Origin of the sequence: Streptomyces novaecaesareae, assembly GCF_000716875.1 — a bacterium.
GTDB lineage: Bacteria > Actinomycetota > Actinomycetes > Streptomycetales > Streptomycetaceae > Kitasatospora > Kitasatospora novaecaesareae.
Genome location: NZ_JNWQ01000033.1, coordinates 1 through 21,913 on the forward strand (window position 1 = coordinate 1; position 21,913 = coordinate 21,913).

At 72.1% G+C, this 21,913-nt stretch carries 12 protein-coding genes; 3 read left to right on the forward strand and 9 right to left on the reverse strand.

Annotation, left to right across the window (positions count from 1 at the left end; genetic code table 11):
* Both OP86_RS14695 and pulA read right to left on the reverse strand, forming a co-directional pair.
* The coding region (locus OP86_RS14695) for a M4 family metallopeptidase (RefSeq protein ID WP_033331955.1) at positions 1-1,911 on the reverse strand (1,911 nt) is incomplete at its 3' end.
* Positions 1,912-2,513: 602 nt separating this feature from the next.
* On the reverse strand, positions 2,514-8,072 hold the full coding sequence (pulA, locus tag OP86_RS14700) for a pullulanase-type alpha-1,6-glucosidase (RefSeq protein WP_030258799.1): 5,559 nt from the start codon (positions 8,070-8,072) through the stop codon (positions 2,514-2,516).
* Between the two features lie 318 nt (positions 8,073-8,390).
* On the opposite strand from pulA, the gene OP86_RS14705 reads away from it, so the two are divergent.
* Complete coding sequence (locus OP86_RS14705; protein WP_030056954.1) at positions 8,391-9,359, forward strand: phosphatase PAP2 family protein; 969 nt, start codon at positions 8,391-8,393, stop codon at positions 9,357-9,359.
* Between the two features lie 126 nt (positions 9,360-9,485).
* Here OP86_RS14705 and OP86_RS14710 read toward each other — a convergent pair whose 3' ends face one another.
* The 4 genes from OP86_RS14710 to OP86_RS14725 form a co-directional block, all read right to left on the reverse strand.
* Complete coding sequence (locus OP86_RS14710) at positions 9,486-12,617, reverse strand: bifunctional [glutamine synthetase] adenylyltransferase/[glutamine synthetase]-adenylyl-L-tyrosine phosphorylase (protein ID WP_030258802.1); 3,132 nt, start codon at positions 12,615-12,617, stop codon at positions 9,486-9,488.
* A gap of 209 nt (positions 12,618-12,826) precedes the next feature.
* The gene (gene glnA / locus OP86_RS14715; protein WP_030056948.1) at positions 12,827-14,188 is read right to left on the reverse strand and encodes a type I glutamate--ammonia ligase; all 1,362 of its coding nucleotides are present in this window, start codon (positions 14,186-14,188) and stop codon (positions 12,827-12,829) included.
* A gap of 119 nt (positions 14,189-14,307) precedes the next feature.
* Positions 14,308-14,724, reverse strand: coding sequence for a type II toxin-antitoxin system VapC family toxin (locus OP86_RS14720; RefSeq protein ID WP_030056947.1), 417 nt, complete (start codon positions 14,722-14,724; stop codon positions 14,308-14,310).
* On the reverse strand, positions 14,724-14,996 hold the full coding sequence (locus OP86_RS14725; RefSeq protein ID WP_209440344.1) for a type II toxin-antitoxin system Phd/YefM family antitoxin: 273 nt from the start codon (positions 14,994-14,996) through the stop codon (positions 14,724-14,726). Before OP86_RS14725 ends, OP86_RS14720 begins: the two co-directional genes overlap by 1 nt.
* 108 nt (positions 14,997-15,104) lie before the next feature.
* Between OP86_RS14725 and OP86_RS14730 the strand changes: the two genes are divergently transcribed.
* Complete coding sequence (locus OP86_RS14730) at positions 15,105-16,859, forward strand: NAD+ synthase (protein WP_030056945.1); 1,755 nt, start codon at positions 15,105-15,107, stop codon at positions 16,857-16,859.
* A 47-nt stretch (positions 16,860-16,906) separates the two neighbouring features.
* On the opposite strand, the gene OP86_RS14735 is transcribed toward OP86_RS14730, so the two are convergent.
* The 3 genes from OP86_RS14735 to OP86_RS14745 all read right to left on the reverse strand — a co-directional run bounded on the left by OP86_RS14735 (position 16,907) and on the right by OP86_RS14745 (position 20,681).
* Positions 16,907-17,959 carry an endonuclease/exonuclease/phosphatase family protein gene (locus tag OP86_RS14735; protein ID WP_030056944.1) on the reverse strand — a complete coding sequence of 351 codons (1,053 nt, stop codon included), beginning with the start codon at positions 17,957-17,959 and terminating at the stop codon, positions 16,907-16,909.
* Positions 17,960-18,237: 278 nt separating this feature from the next.
* Entirely contained in the window at positions 18,238-18,867 is a 630-nt protein-coding gene (locus tag OP86_RS14740) for a TetR/AcrR family transcriptional regulator (RefSeq protein WP_030056943.1), read from the reverse strand.
* Positions 18,868-19,061: 194 nt separating this feature from the next.
* Positions 19,062-20,681: a DHA2 family efflux MFS transporter permease subunit gene (locus OP86_RS14745; RefSeq protein WP_033331958.1), complete on the reverse strand. Its 1,620-nt coding sequence runs from the start codon at positions 20,679-20,681 to the stop codon at positions 19,062-19,064.
* A 264-nt stretch (positions 20,682-20,945) separates the two neighbouring features.
* Between OP86_RS14745 and panB the strand changes: the two genes are divergently transcribed.
* Entirely contained in the window at positions 20,946-21,815 is an 870-nt protein-coding gene (gene panB / locus OP86_RS14750) for a 3-methyl-2-oxobutanoate hydroxymethyltransferase (protein ID WP_030056941.1), read from the forward strand.
* The last annotated feature ends 98 nt before the right edge of the window (positions 21,816-21,913 follow it).

Sequence of the window (21,913 nt, forward strand, 5' to 3'; positions counted from 1 at the left end):
GTTGCCCAGCAGCTGCGCCGGGGTGCAGCTGCCGCCGCCACCGGTGGTCACCGTCCAGGTGAAGCTGGTGGTGCCCGACTTGCCGGCCGAGTCCTTCACGGTGACGGTCACGTTGGAGGTGCCGGCCGCGGTCGGGGTGCCGGTGATCGCGCCGGTGGAGGCGTTGATCGCCAGCCCGGCGGGCAGGCCGGAGGCCGAGTACGACAGCGGGGCGGTGCCGCCCGAGGCCTTGATGGCCAGGTTGACCGCGGTGCCGACGGCGGTCGACTGGTTGCCCGGGCTGGTGACGGTGACGCCGCCCGGGTTGGGCAGCGAGCCGACGTTGACGGCGGCCCAGGCGGTGGCGACCGCGTTGTACTCGGCGCTGTTCGCGCCGTACAGGTCGGTGGCCGCGTTCAGGGTCGCGGTGCGGGCGGCGGCGTAGTCGGTGGTGGAGGTCATGTACGCGGTCAGCGCCTTGTACCAGACCTGCGCCGCCTTGTCCCGGCCGATGCCGGTGACGGTGATGTTGTTGACCGTCGGGCTGTTGTAGCTGACGCCGTTGATCACCTTGGCGCCGCTGCCCTCGGCCAGCAGGTAGAAGAAGTGGTTGGCGACACCGGACGAGTAGTGCACGTCCAGGTTGCCGACGCCCGAGTACCAGGAGTCCGCGGACTGACCGTCCTTGGAGGGCTTGTCCATGTAGCGCAGCGGCGTGCCGTTGCCGTTGATGTCGATCAGCTCGCCGATCAGGTAGTCCGGCACGTCCTTCGGCAGGTTCGCGTAGAACTCGACCATGGTGCCGAAGATGTCCGAGGTGGCCTCGTTGAGGCCGCCGGACTCACCCGAGTAGTTCAGGTTGGCGGTGGCGGACGTGACGCCGTGGCTCATCTCGTGGCCGGACACGTCGAGCTCGGTCAGCGGGTGGGTGTCGCCCGAGCCGTCGCCGTACGTCATGCAGAAGCAGCCGTCGTCCCAGAACGCGTTGACGTAGCCGGTGTCGTAGTGGACCCGGCTCATGGCGCCGACGCCGTCGTTCTTGATGCCGCTGCGGCCGAAGGTGTTCTTGTAGAAGTCCCAGGTGACGGCGGCGCCGTACTGGGCGTCCACGGCGGCGGACTCGCGGTTGCTGGCCAGGCCGTTGCCCCAGGTGTCGCTCGACTTGGAGAACAGCGTGCCGTTGCCGGAGGTGCCGTTGTTCATGTCGGTGGTGGACTGGCCACCGCGGGTGGCGTCCTTCAGCGAGTAGGTCGAGCCGCTCTGGGTGGTGGTCAGCGGCACGTTGCCGACGAACACGCCGTTGCCGGAGCCGCGCTTGATGCCGTCGGCCTTGCTGAGCACGTCACCGGTCTTGGCGTCGGTCACCACGTGCAGCTTGCTCGGGGTGCCGTCGGACTCGCGGCCGGAGACGACGGTCTCCCAGGCGAGCTTCGGGGTGCCGTCGGCGGCCCACACCACCAGGCGCGGGGCGGTGTCGACGGCGGAGCCCTCCTCGGCGGCGAGCGCGGCGGCCTGGGCCTTCGGCGCGGCCAGGGCCGGGGCGGTGTCGACGCCGGCGAGGTTGGCCTCGCTGGCCTTGGTCACGCTCTTGGTGGCACCGTTCGCGTCCTGGTGGACGATCAGGTCGCCGCCGAGCACCGGGAGTCCGGCGTAGGTGCGCTCGTAGCGCAGGTGGCGACCGCCGCTGGAGTCCTGGACGACGTCCTTGGTGACCAGCTTCTCCTGGCCGCTCAGGCCGAGGGCCTGGGCGAGGGAGGTGGTCTGCTGGTTCGCCGAGGCGATCAGCGCGGCCCGGGTGGTCTGCTGGGCGGCGACGGCGGCCGGCGCGTCCGGCGTGGCGGCCTGGGCGATGACCGGTATGCCGGTGACCAGCAGCGCGGTGGTGGCGGCCATGACGACCGCCGCCTTCCGGGCGTGAGCGTAACGGGACATGCGGACTCCTTTTCCGACCGGCACTGGGTCGCACCGGTGGAGAGAAAACCTGGGCCGCGGGGTTGCGGCGCAGTGGGGGCCCCCGCCGGGTGCGACGGAGGTGCGGTGGCGGGTTGCGGTGCTCTCAACCCGTTGCGAGGTCAGGACGCGCTGCACCTGGACTGGAACAGCTGCACCGGGAGGTGGGGCCCCCTCGTCTGCAGCCTGAGGAATCGTGGCAGCAAACCGGCCGCCAATGACAGATCCATGCCACGGATTGGCCGGTTCATTACCGAAACCGTATGCATGGTGGTTCATCAGTTGTGCTACGGGATTGCAAACTTGTGAACACGGTTTTCATGGTCTAGACAAAGTTCGATCACTACCGGCGGTCACTGACCAGCACTCAGGACCACAGCTCCTACTGCCGGGTAGCGCGCAGCGCCGCGCGGGCGGGGCACGTCACAGTTCCGGCCGTGCCACGGGCTGTTTCCGGCCAGTTCACGGCCGGAACGGAACCGGGCCCCGCGCCACCTCAACGGTGGTGCGGGGCCCGGTAATCGGTGAACTGTACCGATCAGTACCGGAATCGGCGCCGGGTCGGTGTCGGCTTCAGTGCCGGGTCAGTGCTGGACGAACACCGCCACGGTGCGGCCCGGCACGGTGAACGTGCCGGTCGCGGCGTCGAAGCCGGACTGCTTCACCACCTGGTCCGCCCCGCCCGCCTGGACGGGGTGCAGCGCCTGGCTCGTCCCCTTCAGGGCCGCCACGGTCTGCCCCTGCGCGGAGGGCGTGGCGTTGAAGACCACGGTGATGCCCTTCTCCGCGCCCGTCAGCCCGGCCCCGTCCAGGTGCAGGGTGATCACCCCGGGCGTCTCGCCGGCCGTACCGGAGAGCGGGTACGAGAGCCGCTGCTGGACGGCGGCCAGGGTCGGCAGGGAGAACAGCGGCGAGGACTGCTTGATCCGCAGGAACTCCTGGTACTGCGTCGAGGCGGCCCGGATGTCGGCCACGCCGACCGTCAACTTCGGGTTGGCCAGCAGCGATCCGGCGGTCGGCCACATCCCCTTGTTGTCGGCCGCCTGCGGCAGGCCGCGGCCCCAGCCGTTGCCGTCGACCGCCCCCGTCGACGGATCGGGCCAGTGGATGGCGTTGAACCAGTCGCCCGAGTCGAAGGAGTTGGAGTCCAGCGACTTGGAGCGCAGCAGGTCGCTGCCGGCCTGGGCGAAGCCCGTGCCCTGGGTGAGCGCGGTGAGCGAGAGCCCGAGGGCCTGCATCCGGGCCCGGTCGGCGGGCGCGGTGCCGGTCGGCAGCTTGTACGCGAGCGCGTCGAACAGGTCGGTGTTGTCGTGGGCGTCCACGTACTCCACCGCCTCGCCCGGCTTGGCCGCGTACCCGGTGGGGGCGCCGTTGTAGTCGACCTGGGCGCCGGTGACGGCCTTCCCGGAGCTGTCGGTGAAGGAGTAGCCGGCCAGGTTGCCGGTCAGCCCGACCTTCAGCTGGTCCATCTGGTGCAGCAGCCGGGCCTTCTGCTCCTCCGGGCTGCCGTTCGCGGCCGAGCCGTTGGGGTCGGTGAACAGGCCCGAGGCGAAGCCCTGTTGCGGCGCGGAGTCGAGCATGAAGTTGCCGCCGCGGGCGGCGTCGCGGATCCGGTCGTCGAAGGTGGCGATGCCGGTTCCGGCCATCGTGAGCTGGGTGGCCTGCTCGAACCGGGCGTTGTTCGCGACGGCGCCGAAGTTCCAGCCCTCGCCGTACAGGAAGACGTTCTTGCCGTCCACGCCGTCCGAGTCCGGTGTCATCTTCCGCAGGGCGGCCTGCACGTCCAGCATGGTGGACTTCGGGTCCAGGCCCATCAGGTCGAAGCGGAAGCCGTCCACCTTGTACTCGCGGGCCCACAGCGCCACCGAGTCGACGACCAGGCGGTTCATCATGGCGTGCTCGGGCGCGGTGTCGGCGCAGCAACTGTCCGTCGTCACCTTGCCGTTGGCGTCCAGCCGCTGGTAGTAGCCGGGCACCACCCGGTCCAGCACCGAGTGCTCGGCCTGCCCGCTGGCGGCGGTGTGGTTGTAGACCACGTCGAGCACCACCCGCAGCCCGGCCGCGTGCATCGCCTGCACCATCTGCCGGAACTGCACCGTCCGCGCCGTGCCGTTCGGATCGGTGGCGTAGGAGCCCTCCGGCACGTTGTAGTGCAGCGGGTCGTAGCCCCAGTTGTACGCGTCGTCGGCGGCGACGGCCGCCACGCACTCCTGCTGCTTCGGGCCGTCCGGGGGAAGGGACTTGAGGTCGCAGGCCGGCAGCTTCTGGTCGGCCCGGTTCTCCCGGATGGTGGCGATGTCGAAGGTCGGCAGCAGGTGGATCGTGGTCACGCCGGCCTTGGCCAGGTCCCGCAGGTGCTGCATGCCGGCCGAGTTCGACTCGGTGAACGCCAGGTAGGTGCCGCGCTCGGCGGCCGGGACGGTGGAGTCCTCCACCGAGAAGTCCCGGACGTGCAGTTCCTGGATCTGCTGCTGCGCGGGCGGGACGGCCTGCGGGCGGGCGTGGTCGTCCCAGCCCGCGGGCTTGAGCTCCTTGGCGTCGAGGTCGGCGACCAGGCTGCGCCGGGAGTCGGTGGACAGCGCCACCGAGTACGGGTCGGTCACGGTGTTGACCACGACCTGCTGGGCCGCGGGCGCCCAGACCTTCACCTGGTACAGGTAGTACTTTCCGTCCAACTCGCCCTTGTCGCGGACGACTTCCCAGACACCGGTCTCGTCGTCGAGCTTCAGCGGCAGCGTCTTCGGGGTGCCGCCGGTGGCGCCGTCGAAGACCTGGACGGAGACCTCCTGCGCGGTCGGCGCCCAGAGCGACAGCGCCACCTTGCCGTTGTAGTACGCCGGGCCGAAGTCGACCTTGCCGGTCCGCCCGGCGTACAGGTCGTCCAGCACGCCCGGGAGCTGCACCCCGGTGCCGGCCAGGACGGCTCCGCTGGGCAGGTGTTCGGTGAACAGCAGCTGGCTGCGCAGCGCGGCCGGGACACGGGCGGCGTCGCGGGCGTCCACGGTGAAGGCCCGGTAGCCCGCCAGGTGCGGGAACCTGGCCTTCTGCGCGTCGGTCAGCCCGCCCTTGACCGGAGTGAGCCGCAGCCACCGGCCGGGCTTGGTCAGTACGCCCTTGTCGGCCCGGATGCCGCCCTGCGGGTCGTAGACCAGCTGGGCACTCGTACCGCCGGCCAGGGCCTCGTCGGTGGCGCCGTAGTTCGCCGGGACGACGACGGTCTTCGCGTCGATCCACTGGGCCTTGGCACTGCCGAGGTCCACCTGCGAGGAGGCGGCCGGGTTCTGCGGCAGCAGGTAGCCCTCGCGGCCGCCGAGGATCCAGACCTCCCGGCCGTTGACCGCGAAGTCCAGCGACTGGTCGGCGGGCACGTCCTTGTCGTTGCCCTTGTGCAGGATGTAGCTGAGGCTGGTCGCGCCGGGGGCCAGCGGCACCTCGAAGACGGCGCCGAAGGCGTCGCGGCGCACCGGGGTCAGCGGCTTGCCCCAGTCGGTGGGGTTGGCGGCGCCGGTCCAGTCGTGCAGGCCCCAGCCGTCGTAGTCGCCGTCGGCCCGGTTGTAGTGGATGACGGCGGTGTTCGCCGGCTGGGTGTTGGTCGGGCCTGGGTTGGCGGTGCGGACGGCCGGGTCGCCCTGCTTGAGCCAGACCTCGCCGGTGCTGCCGACGTCGACGTGCCGGTCGGCGTCCACGTCCTTGACGCCGTTCTTCTCCACGATGAACCCGACGTCGGAGGCGCCCGGCTTGAGCTTCACGTACGCGAAGGCGCCGTACGCGTCCCGGCCGGTGAAGGCGTGTCCGGCCGGCCACTGGGTGGCCTCGCCGTCGGCGAGGTCGCCCCAGGCGTAGAGGTTCCAGCCGTCGTAGTCGCCGTCCGGCCGGTTGTAGTGGACGACGGCGTACGGGCGGGCTCCGGCGGTGGGCACCGGCTTGGGCGCGGGGGTGCCGGTGGTGAAGCTGCCGGTGGCCGAGCGCAGGTGGCCGCCGGAGTCCTGCACGACGGCCTTGTAGCGGACGACCGTGCCGGGGGCGACGGCGCTCAGGTCCTGGGTGACGCGAAGGAGTCTCTGGCCGTCGGAGCCGGACGCCCCGTTGTCGGCGGTGCCCAGCGTCTGCCAGGCCCCGTTGCCGATCTGGGCGGCGAAGCTCACCCGGTCGAAGCCGCCGCCGTCGACCTTCGCCCCGACGGTGACCAGCCCGGTCCCGCCGTCCGCGGGCGGCTGCACGGCGAGCTGCGGCGCGGCGCTCACGGCCGCGAGCCTGCCGCCCGCCTTGAACACCACGGAGGAGAGCGCCGGGACGGTCACGGTCACCTTGCGGTCCGCACCGCTGGTGACCGACGAGCCCGCCGCCGGGTAGATCCGGTCGAAGCCCATCCCGGCCGAGAAGGTGTCCAGCGTGACGGTCTTCGCCTCGGCGGCGTTGTTGACCGCCACCAGGTACTCGACCTGCTGCCCCGCGTCGATCCGGGAGAAGGCGTACACGCCCGCGCCGTCGGCGGCGTACCGCTCGATCTGGGCGCCGTCGGCCAGCGCCGGGTTGTCGCGCCGCAGCTTGGCCAGCCCCGCGATGCCCTGGTAGAGCTCGCCGCCCTGCCCGTACCGGTCGGCCGGGCCGGCGGGGCCGCCGAGCACCCGGTCGCTGTTGTAGGAGGCCGTCTTCGAGGCGAACAGGTCCTGCCGGGCGTCCTTGTCGCCGCCCGCGCCGGTGAAGCCCTGCTCGTCGCCGTAGTAGACGACGGGCTGGCCGCGGGTGAGGAACTGCAGCTCGTTGCCGAGCCGGTCCTTCCTCAGCAGGGTCGCCTCGTCGGCGCCCGGGTTGTCGGCGAGCAGGAAGGAGCCGAAGCGGCCCATGTCGTGGTTGCCGAGGAAGGTCGGCAGCTCGTACGCGTCGGTGTCGGCGCCGGTGTAGCGGTAGTCCTGGCCGTAGACGTCGGAGAGGGTCTTCGCCGAGCCGCCCTGGGAGACGTACGAGCGGGCCGCGCCCTGGAACGGGAAGTCCAGGGTGGCCTGCAGCTTGCCCTTGGTCACGTACGGCGAGGTGATCGCCGGGTCCCCGGAGTAGACCTCGCCGAACATGAAGAACTTCCTGTTGCCCTGCTTCGCCGCGAAGTCCTTGAGCGCGGGGGCCCACTGCTGCCAGAACGCCAGGTCGACGTGCTTGACGGTGTCGATTCGGAAGCCGTCCACGCCGGCGTCCTTGACCCACTGCTGGTAGACCTTCTCGAAGCCCTTCACCACCCGGGGGTTCTGGGTGTCGAGGTCGTCCAGGCCGCTGAAGTCGCCCTCGGTGGCGGACTCTCCGACGAAGGTCGAGTCGCCCCGGTTGTGGTAGAGCGCGGGGTCGTTCAGCCAGGACGGGGTCTTGGCGTTCGCGTCGGCGGGGTTGCGGAAGACCGGGGTGTAGGGGAAGGAGTCCTTGGTGATCCGCGGCCAGGGCGCGCCCGCGTCGGCGACGGCCGTCTCGTCCACCGGGTTGCCGTCCGCGTCGAGCGTCGGGTAGGCGCCGGTCGAGCGGTAGCCGTGCTGCTGCTCGGCGGCGTCGATGACGTCGGCGGTGTGGTTGGTGATGACGTCGAAGAAGACCTTGATCCCGCGGGCGTGCGCCTTGGCTATCAGCTCCTTGAGCTGCTCGTTGGTGCCGAAGTGCGGGTCGACCTGGGTGAAGTCGGTGATCCAGTACCCGTGGTAGCCGGCCGAGGCGTCCGCTCCGCTGCCCTGCACCGGCTTGTTCTTGAAGATCGGCGCCATCCAGATCGCGGTGGTGCCGAGGTCCTGGATGTAGTCGAGCTTCTGGATCAGGCCGGCCAGGTCGCCGCCGTGGTAGAAGCCCTTGTCGGCGGGGTCGAGGCCGTTCTCCAGCCTCCCGCCGGTGATGCCTCCGGTGTCGTTGGCCTGGTCGCCGTTGGCGAAGCGGTCGGGCAGCACGAAGTAGAACTGCTCGCGGGTGAGGTCGTGCCGCCCGGCGGTGGCGGCGAGCGCGGCGTCCGAGGGCGGGGCCGGCGGGGCGGCGGCCAGGGCCGCGGGGGCGCTGCCGAGGGTGGCGGCGGTCAGCGCGGCGGCCAGCAGGACGGCCGTACGGCCTGGCCTGCGTCGGCCAGCGCTCTGTCTGGCAGTGCTCCGTCGGGGGCGGAGCGGGGCGTCGGCCACTGAGGGCTCCCTTAGGGGGAAGGGGCGATCGATTTCCCAGGAAGCTAGCGGCCTGCAATATGTTTCAGCAAGATGCAGAAACGGTTTCTTCGGGGGAAAATCCAGGTCGGCGCCCCGCTCCGACCACCCCGATTACTCCCTCGGAGGGACGGGCGTGACAATGGGACGTATGCCAGTCCCACCGGTACGCACCAGAACCCCGAGCACCCCCTACCCCGGTGGGAGTCGCCCCCTAGCCCTCAAGGGGGACAGCCGGTGAAGAATCCACTTCCAGAGGATGAGCGGACGGCGACGAGCGGTCTGGCAGACTTGCCGCCCATGGGGGAACCGACCGAGATCCAGCGAGGCGACACCGTGCGCGCCGACGCGGCCAGCGGTGGCGGTTCCGGAACGGAGACGGCCGCCCCCGGCCGCCTGCCCGACGGAGCCACCCGCGCTGCCCAGACCCGCACCGCCGCCCTGCGGGGCTACGTCCGCGCGCAGCGCCGCTCACCCGCCCGGCCCCGGATCTGGTTCGAGCTGGCCCTGATCGGCATCAGCTACTGGATCTACTCGATCGTCCGCAACGCGGTCCCGGAGCAGGAAGCGATAGCCCAGAAGCACGCGCGCTGGATCTGGGACCTGGAGCAGAACCTCGGCATCGCCGTCGAGCGCTCGGTCAACCACGCCGTGGACGGCGTCGGGTGGCTCATCACGGGGATGAACTACTACTACGCGACGCTGCACTTCATCATCACGATCGGCGTCCTGGTCTGGCTCTACCGCAGCCACCCCGGCCGCTACGTCGCTGCCCGCACCGTGCTGTTCGTCACCACCCTGATCGCCCTGGTCGGCTTCTACTCCTTCCCGCTGGCCCCGCCCCGGCTGATGGCCGACGGCGGCTTCGTCGACACCGTGAAGACCCACGGCACCTGGGGCTCGTTCGCCTCCGGGCCCGCCGCGCACGTCTCCAACATGTACGCGGCGATGCCCTCGATGCACATCGGCTGGTCGATGTGGTGCGGCCTGGCGATCTTCTTCCTGGCCCGCCGGACCTGGGTCCGGGTGCTCGGCCTGCTCTATCCGGCGGCCACCCTGGTGGTCATCGTCTCCACCGCCAACCACTTCTGGATGGACGCCGTCGGCGGCGAGATCTGCCTGGCGGTGGGCTTCCTGGCCGCCCGCTGGATCTACCACGAGTGGGTCTACAAGCTGCCGCAGGTCCCCGTCCGGGAGACGGCGGCCGAGCAGCCGATCACCGTTCCCGAGCAGTGGAGCGAGCCCGCGGTCAGCACCGCGCGCCGCTAGCGACGACCTTCGAGAAGGGGCCCCGAGCAGGGGCCCCTTCCGCATGTCCGGGGCCACTGCGCACCGTTGCTGGGGGGACCTCCCGCCCCGCCGGTGGGCGCGGACTCACCCGACCCCGTAGCGGACTCACCCGACCCCGTAGAACAGCCGGTCCACCACCACCCGGGCCCGCCGGGTGGTCCGCCGGTAGTCGTCCAGCAGCTCACCGCTGTGCCCGGCGCCGTACCCGAGGTAGCGGGCCACCCCGGCCAGCTCCCGGGCCTCCCCCGGGAAGCTGTCCCCGGGCCGGCCGCGCACCAGCATCACCGCCGACCGCACCCGGGAGGCCAGCACCCAGGCCGCCTCCAGCACCTGCGCGTCCTGCGGCTTCACCAGCCCGGCCGCCACGGCGGCGGCCAGCGCCGCCCTGGTCCGGGTGGTGCGCAGGGCCGGCAGCTCGTGCCCGTGCTGGAGCTGGAGCAGCTGCACCGTCCACTCCACGTCCGCCAGCCCGCCCCGGCCGATCTTGGTGTGGGTGGTCGGGTCGGCCCCGCGCGGCAGCCGCTCGGCCTCGATCCGGGCCTTGATCCGGCGGATCTCCACCAGGTCCCGCTCCGGCACCCCGCCGCCCGGGTAGCGCAGCGGATCGATCAGCTGCCGGAACCGCGCGCCCAGCTCCGCGTCCCCCGCCACCGGCTCGGCCCGCAGCAGCGCCTGGCTCTCCCAGGCGTGCGACCAGCGCCGGTAGTACGCCGTGTACGAGGCGAGGGTGCGCACCAGCGGGCCGCTGCGCCCCTCCGGCCGCAGATCGGCGTCGACCAGCAGCGGCGGCTCGGTGGACGGCGCGCCCAGCTGCGCGCGCAGCTCGTGGCAGACCGCCTGGGCGGCCCGGGCGGCCTCCTCCTCCAGCGAGCCGAGCAGCGGCTCGTGGACGAAGAGCACGTCCGCGTCCGAGCCGTAGCCCAGCTCGTGGCCGCCGAAGCGGCCCATCGCGACGATCGAGATCCGGGTCGGCAGGTCCCCGTGCTCGGCCTCCCAGCCGGCGATGCAGGCCCGCAGCGCGCCCTGCAGGGTGGCGGCGTTGAGCGCGGTGAGCGCCTCCCCCGCGGTGTCCAGCGCCTCGCCCGGGTCCTCCCCGAGCCGACCGAGGACGTCCGCGGCGGCCGTACGGAACAGCTCCCGGCGGCGCACCGAGCGGGCCGCCGCCACCGCGGCCGTGGTGGACCCGGCCCGGCCGACGGCGGCCAGCACCTCGCCCTCCAGGGCGGACCGGCCGCGCGGCTCCAGGCCCTGCGGGTCGCCGAGCATGGCCACCGCCTCGGGGGCGCGCAGCAGCAGGTCGGGGGCGAGCCGGCCGGCCGACAGCACCCGGGCCAGCTGCTCGGCGGCGGCGCTCTCGTCACGCAGCAGCCGCAGGTACCAGGGGGTGCGGCCGAGCGCGTCGGAGACCTGGCGGAAGTTGAGCAGCCCGGCGTCCGGGTCGGCCGAGTCGGCGAACCAGCCGAGCAGCACCGGCAGCAGGGTGCGCTGGATCGCCGCCTTGCGGCTGACCCCGGAGGCGAGGGCGCTGATGTGCCGCAGCGCGGCCGCCGGGTCCGCGTAGCCGAGCGCCTCCAGCCGGGCCCGCGCGGCGTCCGGGGTCAGCCCGGCCGCGCCCGGCGGCAGCTCGGCGACGGCGTCGAGCAGCGGCCGGTAGAACAGCTTCTCGTGCAGCCGCCGGACCTCCACCGCGTGCCGCTTCCACTCGCGCTGCAGCGCGGCCACCGGGTCGGCACGGGTGTCGTCGTTGATCAGCGCGGCCAGCGAGCGGGCCAGTCGGCGCAGGTCCTCCGCCTCGGTGGGCATCAGGTGGGTGCGGCGCAGCCGGTACAGCTGGATCCGGTGCTCCAGCGAGCGCAGGAAGCGGTACGCGGTGTCCAGCGAGGCGGCGTCCGCCCGGCCGACGTACCCGCCCCGGGAGAGCGCGGCCAGCGCCTCCAGGGTGTTGCCGCTGCGCAGCGCCGGGTCGGTGCGCCCGTGCACCAGCTGCAGCAGCTGGACGGAGAACTCGACGTCGCGCAGCCCGCCCGGGCCGAGCTTGAGCTGGCGGTCCAGCTCGGTGGCCGGGATGGAGTCGATCACCCGGCGGCGCATCTGCTGCACGTCGGTGACGAAGTTGTCCCGGGCGGCGGCCTGCCAGACCATCGGGGCGAGCGCCTCGACGTACGCGGCGCCGAGTTCGGCGTCCCCGGCGACCGGCCTGGCCTTGAGCAGGGCCTGGAACTCCCAGGTCTTGGCCCAGCGCTGGTAGTAGGCGAGGTGGCTGGCCAGGGTGCGCACCAGCGGGCCGTTGCGGCCCTCCGGGCGCAGATTGGCGTCCACCGGCCAGATGGTGCCCTCGCCGGTGGTGTCCGCGCAGAGCCGGGTGAGGGCGGCGGCCAGCCGGGTGGCCGCCTTGGTCGCCACCTGTTCGTCCACGCCCTCGCGCGGCTCGGCGACGAAGATCACGTCCACGTCCGAGACGTAGTTGAGCTCGCGGCCGCCGCACTTGCCCATGCCGATCACCGCGAGCCGGCAGGCCGCGGCGGCGTCCGGGTCCTGCTCGGCGGCGAGGTCCAGGGCGGTCTGCAGGGTGGCGCCGGCCAGGTCGGCGAGTTCGGCGGCGGTCCGGGCGAGGTCGCTGGTGCCGGTCAGGTCACGGGCGGCGATGGCGAGCAGGCAGCGGCGGTAGGCGATCCGCAGCGCGTCGGCCGGGCTGCGGCCGCCGCCGCGGACGGGCTCGGCCCGGGCCCGCTCGGCTCGTACGCCCTCGGTCCGCACGCTCTCGGCCCGCACGCTCTCGGCCTGGGCCCGCTCGCCCCGGGCCCGCTCGGCCCGCACGCTCTCGGTCAGCGCGCGGCGGAAGTCCTCCGGGCCGGGGTGCATGTCGCGCAGTTCGAAGGTGACCAGCGCGTGCCAGTCGTGCGGGTGCCGGGCCAGGTGGTCGCCGAGCGCGGTGGAGACGCCGAGCACGCCGAGCAGCCGGTCGCGCAGCGGCTTGGAGGTGGTGAGGGTGTCGCGCAGGGTGTGCCGGTCCGCATCGTCGGCGGCCTCCAGCAGCCGGGCCAGGCCGAGCAGCGCGAGGTCCGGGTCGGCGGTGGCTCCAAGCGCGTCCAGCAGCACCGGATCGTCGGCCAGCCCCTCCAGCCCGGGGCCCTCCAGCAGTCGCACCGCCCGCGCCGGGTCGCCGAACCCGCGCCGCACCAGCCGGTTCTCCGGCCGGCTGACCCGGCTCCCGGCCCGCTGCTCCTCCACCGCCATCGGCCCCTCCGTCCGTCCGCCCAAGGGCCCCCAGGGCCCCAGGCCCTAGCAGGTTACGCGCCCGCGCGGCCCTCCGCCCTCCGCCGGCCGCCGGGACGGGGGCGCACGCCGCCGGCGCCCCACCCTCCCGGCCGGCTCCACAGCAGGGGCCCGCCGTCGTCCTCTCGAACGACAACGGGCCCGAAGCGGTTTGAACGGCCGTCAGCCGCTCACAGCACCTGGAGGTTCTTCCGCAGCTCGAACGGGGTGACCTCGGAGCGGTACTCCTCCCACTCCTGGCGCTTGTTGCGCAGGAAGAAGTCGAAGACGTGCTCGCCCAGCGTCTCGGCGACGAGTTCGCTGCGCTGCATCAGGTCGATGGCCTCGCCGAGGTTCTGCGGCATCGGCTGGATGCCGAGGGCGCGGCGCTCGGAGTCGGAAAGCGCCCACACGTCGTCGTCGGCGCCGGGCGGGAGCTCGTAGCCCTCCTCGATGCCCTTCAGGCCGGCCGCGAGGGTGACGGCGTAGGCGAGGTAGGGGTTGCAGCCGGTGTCGAGGGAGCGGACCTCGACCCGGGTGGAGCCCTGCTTGCCGGGCTTGTACATCGGCACCCGGATCAGCGCCGAGCGGTTGTTGTGGCCCCAGCAGATGTAGGACGGCGCCTCGCCGCCGGCTCCGGCGGTGCGCTGGGAGCCGCCCCAGATGCGCTTGTAGGAGTTCACCCACTGGTTGGTGACGGCGGCGGTCTCGGCGGCGTGCTTCAGCAGGCCGGCGATGAAGGATCTGCCGACCTTGGAGAGCTGGTACTCGGCACCGGACTCGTGGAAGGCGTTGCGGTCGCCCTCGAACAGCGAGACGTGGGTGTGCATGCCGCTGCCGGGGTGCTCGGAGAAGGGCTTGGGCATGAAGCTCGCGTGCACGCCCTGCTCCAGCGCGACCTCCTTCATGACCAGACGGAAGGTCATGATGTTGTCGGCGGTGGACAGCGCGTCGGCGTAGCGCAGGTCGATCTCCTGCTGGCCGGGGGCGCCCTCGTGGTGCGAGAACTCCACCGAGATGCCCATCGACTCCAGCATGGTGATCGCCTGGCGACGGAAGTCGTGGCCGACCCCGCGCGGGGTGTGGTCGAAGTATCCGGACTGGTCGGCGGGGATCGGCGCGGTGCCGTCGCCGGGCAGGTTCTTCAGCAGGAAGAACTCGATCTCCGGGTGGGTGTAGAAGGTGAAGCCCAGGTCGGAGGCCTTCTCCAGGGTGCGCTTGAGCACGAACCGCGGGTCGGCGTAGGACGGCGAGCCGTCCGGCATCAGGATGTCGCAGAACATCCGGGCGGTGCCCGGGGTCTCCGAGCGCCACGGCAGGATCTGGAAGGTCGTCGGGTCCGGCTTGGCGATCATGTCGGACTCGTACACCCGGGCGAAGCCCTCGATCGCGGAGCCGTCGAACCCGATGCCTTCCTCGAAGGCCTGTTCCAGCTCGGCCGGCGCCACCGCGACCGACTTGAGGAACCCGAGGACGTCGGTGAACCACAGCCGGACGAACCGGATGTCACGCTCTTCGAGCGTCCGAAGCACGAACTGCTGCTGCTTGCCCATGGGGACAGTCTCACCTCTGCTCTTTACGCTCGTGTTACGCCCCGGAGGCCTCCGGGCGACCCCTCGCGCGACTGCCCCCATCATGGCCGATCATCGCCCCGCGTCCACCCCGGGGGCACTCACCAGCCCGATTCGAACGGGTTCACCACCGGAACGCCGGCCCGGGCGACGTCCTTGGTGTTGCGGGTGACCAGCGTCAGCCCGTGCACCTTCGCGGTGGCGGCCAGCAGGCCGTCGATCGGAGGGAGCGGGTCGGGCACGTTCAGCCGCGCCCAGACCTCGGCGATCTCCGTCGTCACCGGCAGGATCCGGTCGGCATAGCCGCGCTTGACGGTCAGCAGCCATTCGGCGAGCCGCTCGGCCTGCACCCGGTCCCGTCGCCGGATCTGCTCAACGCCCTGCCGGATCTCGCCGATGACCAGGGAACTGGTGAACATCGGACCGTCCTGGTTCTCGGTCGCCCACGCCTCCACCGCCGGGTCCGGTCGGCGTTTGCGCAGCTCCGACAGGACATTGGTGTCGAGCAGGAATCCCATCAGTCGTCCTCCCCGAACGGCAGCGGGCGCGGCAGGTGGTCGGCCCGCCGAGCCACGATCTCGTCCAAGATCTCGGCCATCACGTCGTCGACGTACGGTTCGTCGCGACGGAGCAGGAAGTCCTCGAAGGAGACGTCCTGGCCCCGCAGCCGCCGGTACTCCCTTATGTCGATGACGACCGCGACCTCGTCGCCGTGGCGGGTGACGACCTGCGGCCCCTCGGCCTCCGCGAGCCGCAGCACCTCGCTGAACTTCTGCTTCGCTTCCTGCACTTGCCATCTCATATGACCATCACCTAATTCCGTCCAGACTGTCCAGACCCTGCCCCCATGCTACCCCTCCCGGGACATTGCGTCAGATAGACGATTACACTTTGAGCCATGCCCAATCTCCGTCTCGCCCTGAGCCAGATCGACCCCTGGGTCGGTGACCTCGACCGCAACAGCGATGAGGTGGTGCGCTGGACCAAGCAGGCCGTCGAGGCCGGCGCGCAGCTGGTCGCGTTCCCCGAGATGGCCCTCACCGGGTACCCGGTCGAGGACCTCGCCCTGCGCCGTTCGTTCGTCGAGGCCTCGCGCGGTGCGCTGGTCGAGCTGGCCGGCCGGCTGGTGGCCGAGGGGCTGGGCGAGGTGCCGGTGGTGGTCGGCTACCTCGGGCGTTCCGAGCACGCCTCGCCGCGCTTCAACCGCCCGGCCGGGTCGCCGCAGAACTGCGCCGCCGTGCTGCACCGGGGCGAGGTGGTGACCCGCTTCGCCAAGCACCACCTGCCCAACTACGGCGTGTTCGACGAGTTCCGCTGGTTCGTGCCGGGCGACCAGCTGCCGGTGGTCCGGGTGCACGGGGTGGACGTCGCGCTGGCGATCTGCGAGGACATCTGGCAGGACGGCGGCCGGGTGACGGCGGCCCGCGAGGCCGAGGCCGGGCTGCTGCTGGTGATCAACGGCTCGCCGTACGAGCGGAACAAGGACGACCAGCGGCTGGAGCTGGTCCGCCGCCGGGCGGCCGAGGCGGGCTGCACCCTGGCGTACGTCAACATGGTCGGCGGCCAGGACGAGCTGGTCTTCGACGGCGACTCGATCGTGGTCGGCGCGGACGGCGAGGTCCTCGCCCGCTCCCCGCAGTTCGAGGAGCACCTGCTGGTGCTGGACCTCGACCTGCCGGCCGCCAGCAGCGACCACACCGACGGCCTGCTGCTGAGCGACGGGCTGCACCTGGTCCGCTCCGAGCTGGGCGGCGAGCCGGGGCCCGCGCCCGCCGGGAGGCTGACCGCCGAGGTCGCGCCGCGGCTGTCGGACGAGGCCGAGATCTGGGCCGCGCTGGTCTCCGGCACCCGGGCGTACGTGGAGAAGAACGGTTTCCGCTCGGTGCTGATCGGCCTCTCGGGCGGCATCGACTCGGCGCTGGTGGCCTCGATCGCGGTGGACGCGATCGGCGCCGAGAACGTGTACTGCGTCTCGATGCCCAGCCGCTACTCCTCCGAGCACTCCAAGGGCGACGCGGCCGAGCTGGCCCGCCGCACCGGGCTGCACTTCCGGACCGTCTCCATCGCCCCGATGTTCGACGCCTACCTGGCCGCCACCGAGCTGACCGGTCTGGCCGAGGAGAACCTGCAGTCCCGGCTGCGCGGCACCCTGCTGATGGCGATCTCCAACCAGGAGGGGCACATCGTGCTCGCGCCCGGCAACAAGAGCGAGCTGGCGGTCGGCTACTCGACCCTGTACGGCGACTCGGTGGGCGCGTTCGGGCCGATCAAGGACGTCTACAAGTCGCTGGTCTTCCGGCTGGCCCGCTGGCGCAACGAGGAGGCCGAGCGGCGCGGCGAGGTGCCGCCGATCCCGGAGAACACGATCACCAAGCCGCCGTCCGCCGAGCTGCGGCCGGACCAGAAGGACAGCGACTCGCTGCCGGACTACGACCTGCTGGACAGCGTGCTGGCCCGCTACATCGAGGGCGACGAGGGCCGGGACGCGATCGTGGCGGCCGGCTTCGACCCGGCCGTGGTGGACCGGGTGGTGCGGCTGGTGGACACCGCCGAGTACAAGCGGCGCCAGTACCCGCCGGGCCCGAAGGTCTCGGTCAAGAACTTCGGCCGGGACCGGCGCCTGCCGATCACCAACCGCTGGCGCCGCGGCTGATCCTCACGCGGCCATCGTCACGCGGCCGATCCTCACGCGGCTGATCCTCACGAGGAGTACCGGTAGGTGGCGGCCACCGCGAGGTGGTCGCTGCCGTCCCGGGCCAGGGTGCGGGACTCGACCGGCTTGAGCCCGCCCTTGCTCATGATCTGGTCGATCCGGGCCATCGGGAAGGACGCCGGCCAGCTGAAGCCGAAGCCGTCCCCGGCGGCGCCCTGGGCCGAGCGCATCTGCGAGCTGACCGGCGCCAGGCTGCGGTCGTTCATGGTGCCGTTGAGGTCGCCGAGCAGCAGCACCTTCTTGACCGGCTCGGCCTGGATCGCGTCGCCGAGCGCCTGCGCGCTGACGTCCCGCTGGTCGACGGTGAAGCCGCCCTCGGCCTTCAGCCGCACCGAGGGCAGGTGCGCGACGTACACCGCGACCGGGCCCTGCGGGGTGGCGACCTCGGCCCGGAAGGCCCTGGTCCACCCCATCCTGAGGTCCACCGGCGAGATCCCGTCGATCGGGTACTTCGACCAGAGCCCGACCGTGCCCTGCACCGTGTGGTACGGGTAGGCCCCGGCGAGCCCGGTCTCGTACGAGCGCAGCGACGTGCCGGCCAGCTCCTGCAGGGCGACGATCTGGGCGCCGGAGGCCACCAGCCCGCGGACGGTGCCCGGCACGTCGGTGTTGCCGGCGGCGACGTTGTGGCTGACCACCGTCCAGTCGCCCTTGCCGCCGCTCTTGTCGGTCAGCAGGCCGCCGAACAGGTTGACCCAGAGCACGACGGGCAGCAGCAGGGCGAGCAGCGCGGTGGCGGAGCGACGCAGCAGCGCGGGCACCAGCAGCACCGGGACGGCCAGGCCCAGCCAGGGCAGGAAGGTCTCCATCAGGCTGCCGAGGTTGCCGACGCTGTTGGGCACCTCGGCGTGGAAGGCGAGCAGCGCGGCGGTGAGCGCGGCCAGGGCGGCGATCACCAGGCCGCGCCGCCAGGTGGTGGCGCCACGGGCGTCCCGGCCCCAGTGCCGCAGGCCGAGGAAGCCGCCGGGGCGTCCCGCGGGGGCCGAGTCGTCGGCTCCGCCGGGGGCCGCGATCCGTTCGGTCCTGTCCGCCTGCGCCATTCCGTGGCTCCCGTTCGCTCGTGCCGTCCGCCGGTCCGGAGTCCGGCCCGCGGGGTACGGGCACAGTGCCGGACTGGTGCCGGTTCGATCGGATTCCCGGCTCAGCCTATGCCGGGACAGACGTCACGCCTTCGGAGCGGGTTCCGGCGTGGCCCGGTTTGGTGAGCCAGGCCACGTCCGGCTGCGTCGGGGCCGGTCCGGCGCCGTCGGGGCCCGTCCGGCTGCGTCGGGGCCGGTCCGGCGCCGTCGGGGCACGTCCGGCGGGGTCGGGGCAGGCCCTACCGGGGCGCGAGGCCTTCGAGTACGGCATCGACCATCGTGCGGGCCAGGTCCGGGTCGTCCAGGTCGGAGTCGTCCCACAGGATGCTGCGGTAGAGGATCGGGCCCATCAGGAGGTCGCCGAGCAGGTCCACGTCGAGGTCGGCGCGCACCACGCCCTCGTCCACGGCGCGGCGGATCAGGGCGAGCCCGGCCTCGCGGCGGGGCTTGATCACCCGTTCGCGGTAGGCGTTGTGCAGTTCGGGCAGGCTGGCCATCTGGCCCAGGGCGGCCTTGAGCACCCAGCGGGTGCGCTTGGCGAGGCCGCGCCGGCGCATGTAGTCGATCATCTCGATCAGGTCGTCCCGGGCGCTGCCGCCGGTCGGCTCCGGCATCGGGGTCTCCAGCTTGCCGACCACGTCGACGAGCAGGGCCTCCTTGTTGGGCCAGCGCCGGTAGATGGTGGCCTTGCCGACGCCGGCGGCGGTGGCGATGCCCTCGATGGTGAGCTCGGACATCGTCGTGCCGCCTGCCATCAGCTCCTCGACCGCGGCGAAGATGGCCTGTTCGGCGGCCTCGCTGCGCGGCCGGCCGCGGCGTGCGGTGGCGCAGGCCTGCCCGGTGTCGGCGGTCGAGGTGTCCGTCTTCATCCCCGCTGCTCTCCCTCGCTGTCCCCGGGCGCGCGGGCGCCGTCCGTGTCGTTGGCGGTCCGTACGGCGGGCAGGGGCCCGCCGTACCGAGCCCTGCCACCCCTGGCGTGTTCGGGGTGGCAGGGACATTGTCACTCAGTCGTCATCGGCTGTTCGGCCCCGGGCTGGACATCCGCGGATCAGGTGCCCGCGGATCAGGCGTCCGCGGTCTCCCGGGGCTGGTCCTGCTGCTCGCCGGCCGGACCGGCGGGCGCGGCGGGACCGGCCGGGCCGCCGGGCGCGGCCGTACGGCGCGGCAGCAGGAACCAGGCGATCAGCGCGCCGCCCACCGAGATGCCCACGGAGAGCCCGGCGACCACGTGCATGGCGTGGATGAAGGCGTCGTTCGCCGGGGCGATCAGCGCCTTGCCGCCGGGGATCCGGTCGGCGATGGCCAGGGTGGCCTCCAGCGACTCGCCGGCCTTGTCCCGCAGGTTCTCGGGCAGGTGGGTCAGCGTGTCGGCCATTCCGTCGCGGTAGACGGTGGAGAGCACCGCGCCGAGCACGGCGACGCCCAGCGAGCCGCCGACCTGGCGGAAGGTGTTGTTGACGGCGGAGCCAGCGCCGGCCTTCTCCCGGGGCAGCGAGCCCATGATCGCGACGGTGACCGGCGGCATGACGTGGGCCATGCCGGCGCCCATCATCAGGCCGAGGACGATCAGCACCCAGATCGGGGTGGTGGCGGTCAGCACGGTGTAGCCGACGAAGCCGAGCGCGACCAGCAGCATGCCGACGGCGGCGGTGGCGGCGACGCCGAAGCGGTCGACCACCAGCCGGGCCCGCGGCGCGAACAGCAGCTGGGCGACGGCCAGCGGCAGCATGAGCAGACCGGCCTGCAGGGCGCTGTAGCCGCGCACGCTCTGGATGTAGAAGACGCCGAAGAACGAGACGCCCATCAGCGCGAAGAAGATCACGCCGAGGACCACCACGGAGGCGCTGAACACCTTGTTGCGGAACCAGGTGACGTCCAGCGCGGGGAACTTCGTGCGGCGCTCGAACCAGACGAAGGCGACCAGCGCGACCACGCCTACCAGGGTCGGCGCCCAGGCCTCGACGGCGGTGAAGTCGGCCAGCTCGCCGCCCTTGATGATGCCGTAGATCAGCGCGACCAGGCCGATGATCGACAGCAGCACGCCCACCGGGTCGAGCTTGCCCGGGTTCGGGTCCCTGGACTCGGGCACCAGGATCGCCATCGCGATCACCGCGACGATCACGATCGGGACGTTGATCAGGAAGACCGAGCCCCACCAGAAGTGCTCGATCAGCAGACCGCCGGTGATCGGGCCGATGGCGATGGCCAGGCCGACGGCGCCGGCCCAGACGCCGATCGCCTTGGGCTGCTCGGAGCGCTCGAAGACGTTCATGATGATCGCCAGCGTGGCGGGCATCGCGAGCGCGGCGCCGGCGCCCATCAGGGCGCGGAAGCCGATGAGTTCACCGGGCGAGCCGGCCATCGCGGACAGCAGCGAGGCGATCCCGAAGACCACCATGCCGGCCAGCAGCGCGAGCTTGCGGCCGAAGCGGTCGCCGAGCAGGCCCGAGGTGAAGAGCAGCCCGGCGAACACCAGGGTGTAGGAGTTGATCGACCACTCCAGGTCGCTCTGGGTGGCGCCGAGGCCGACCGGAGCGGGGGTCGCGATGGTCTTCATCGCGACGTTGAGGATCGAGTTGTCGAGCACGACGACGAGCAGGGCGAGCACCAGGGTGCAGAGGATCGCCCAGCGCCGACGGTGGATGGCTTCCGGCACGCGCGGTGGCGCGGCTGCGGTGGTCATGGTCTTCCCCGTCCGAGTTGGCGTGGCACTGGCGGGCAATTCCGAGTCGCAGACGTCTCGTAACCCCCCGCACCAGAGTAGCGGGGAATACGATACGAGACGACCCCGTTTCGTAAAAACCCGGCAAAGCCCGACGGGTGTGGCGCGGAGCACACCGGGACGAACGCACCCCTCTTTGCGCCCGCGCCGGGGCGTGCAAGCATGGAGGTGATCCGGGGACGCCGCACGGCGCCACGAGACGACAACCCTTCAGGAGCCCGTTCCATGAACGCTTCTTCGCCTTCGCCTGCCCAGAACCAGGCGTCGACCGCCACGCTCTACGGCGGTGTCACCAACCGCCGCGTCACCGTCCGCGACCTCGCCACCGCCAAGCAGCGCGGCGAGAAGTGGTCGATGCTGACCGCCTACGACGCCCTGACCGCAGGCGTGTTCGACGAGGCCGGCATCCCGGTGCTGCTGGTCGGCGACTCGGCGGGCAACTGCCACCTCGGCTACGAGACCACCGTGCCGGTGACCATGGATCAGATGGTGATGCTCTCCGCCGCCGTCGTCCGCGGCACCAAGCGCGCGATGATCGTCGCCGACCTGCCGTTCGGCTCGTACCAGGAGTCCCCCGCGCAGGCCATGCACAACGCGGCCCGGCTGATGAAGGAGGCCGGGGTCGGCGCGGTCAAGCTGGAGGGCGGGGAGCGCAGCGCCCGCTCGATCGAGCTGCTGGTCGAGGCCGGCATCCCGGTGATGGCGCACATCGGCCTCACCCCGCAGTCCGTGCACGCCTTCGGCGGCTACCCCGTCCAGGGCCGCGGCGACGAGGCGGCGCACCAGCTGCTGCGCGACGCCAAGGCCGTCCAGCAGGCGGGCGCCTTCTCGGTGGTGCTGGAGGCGGTGCCGGCCGAGCTGGCCGCCCAGGTCACCGAGCAGCTGGCGATCCCGACCGTCGGCATCGGCGGCGGGCCCGACACCGACGCCCAGGTACTGGTCTGGACCGACATGGCCGGCATGACGGCCGGGCGGGTGCCGAAGTTCGTCAAGAAGTACGCCGACCTGCGGACCGTCCTGGGCGACGCCGCCCGGGCGTTCGCCGAGGACGTACGCGGCGGCGCCTTCCCGGCGGAGGAGCACAGCTTCCACTGACCGAGCCGACTCGGCCCCGCTCCCTCGCCGGAGCGGGGCCGCCGTCGTCCCCGGACAACCGCTGACAACCGCTGACAGCGGCCCGACAGCGTCGTGAC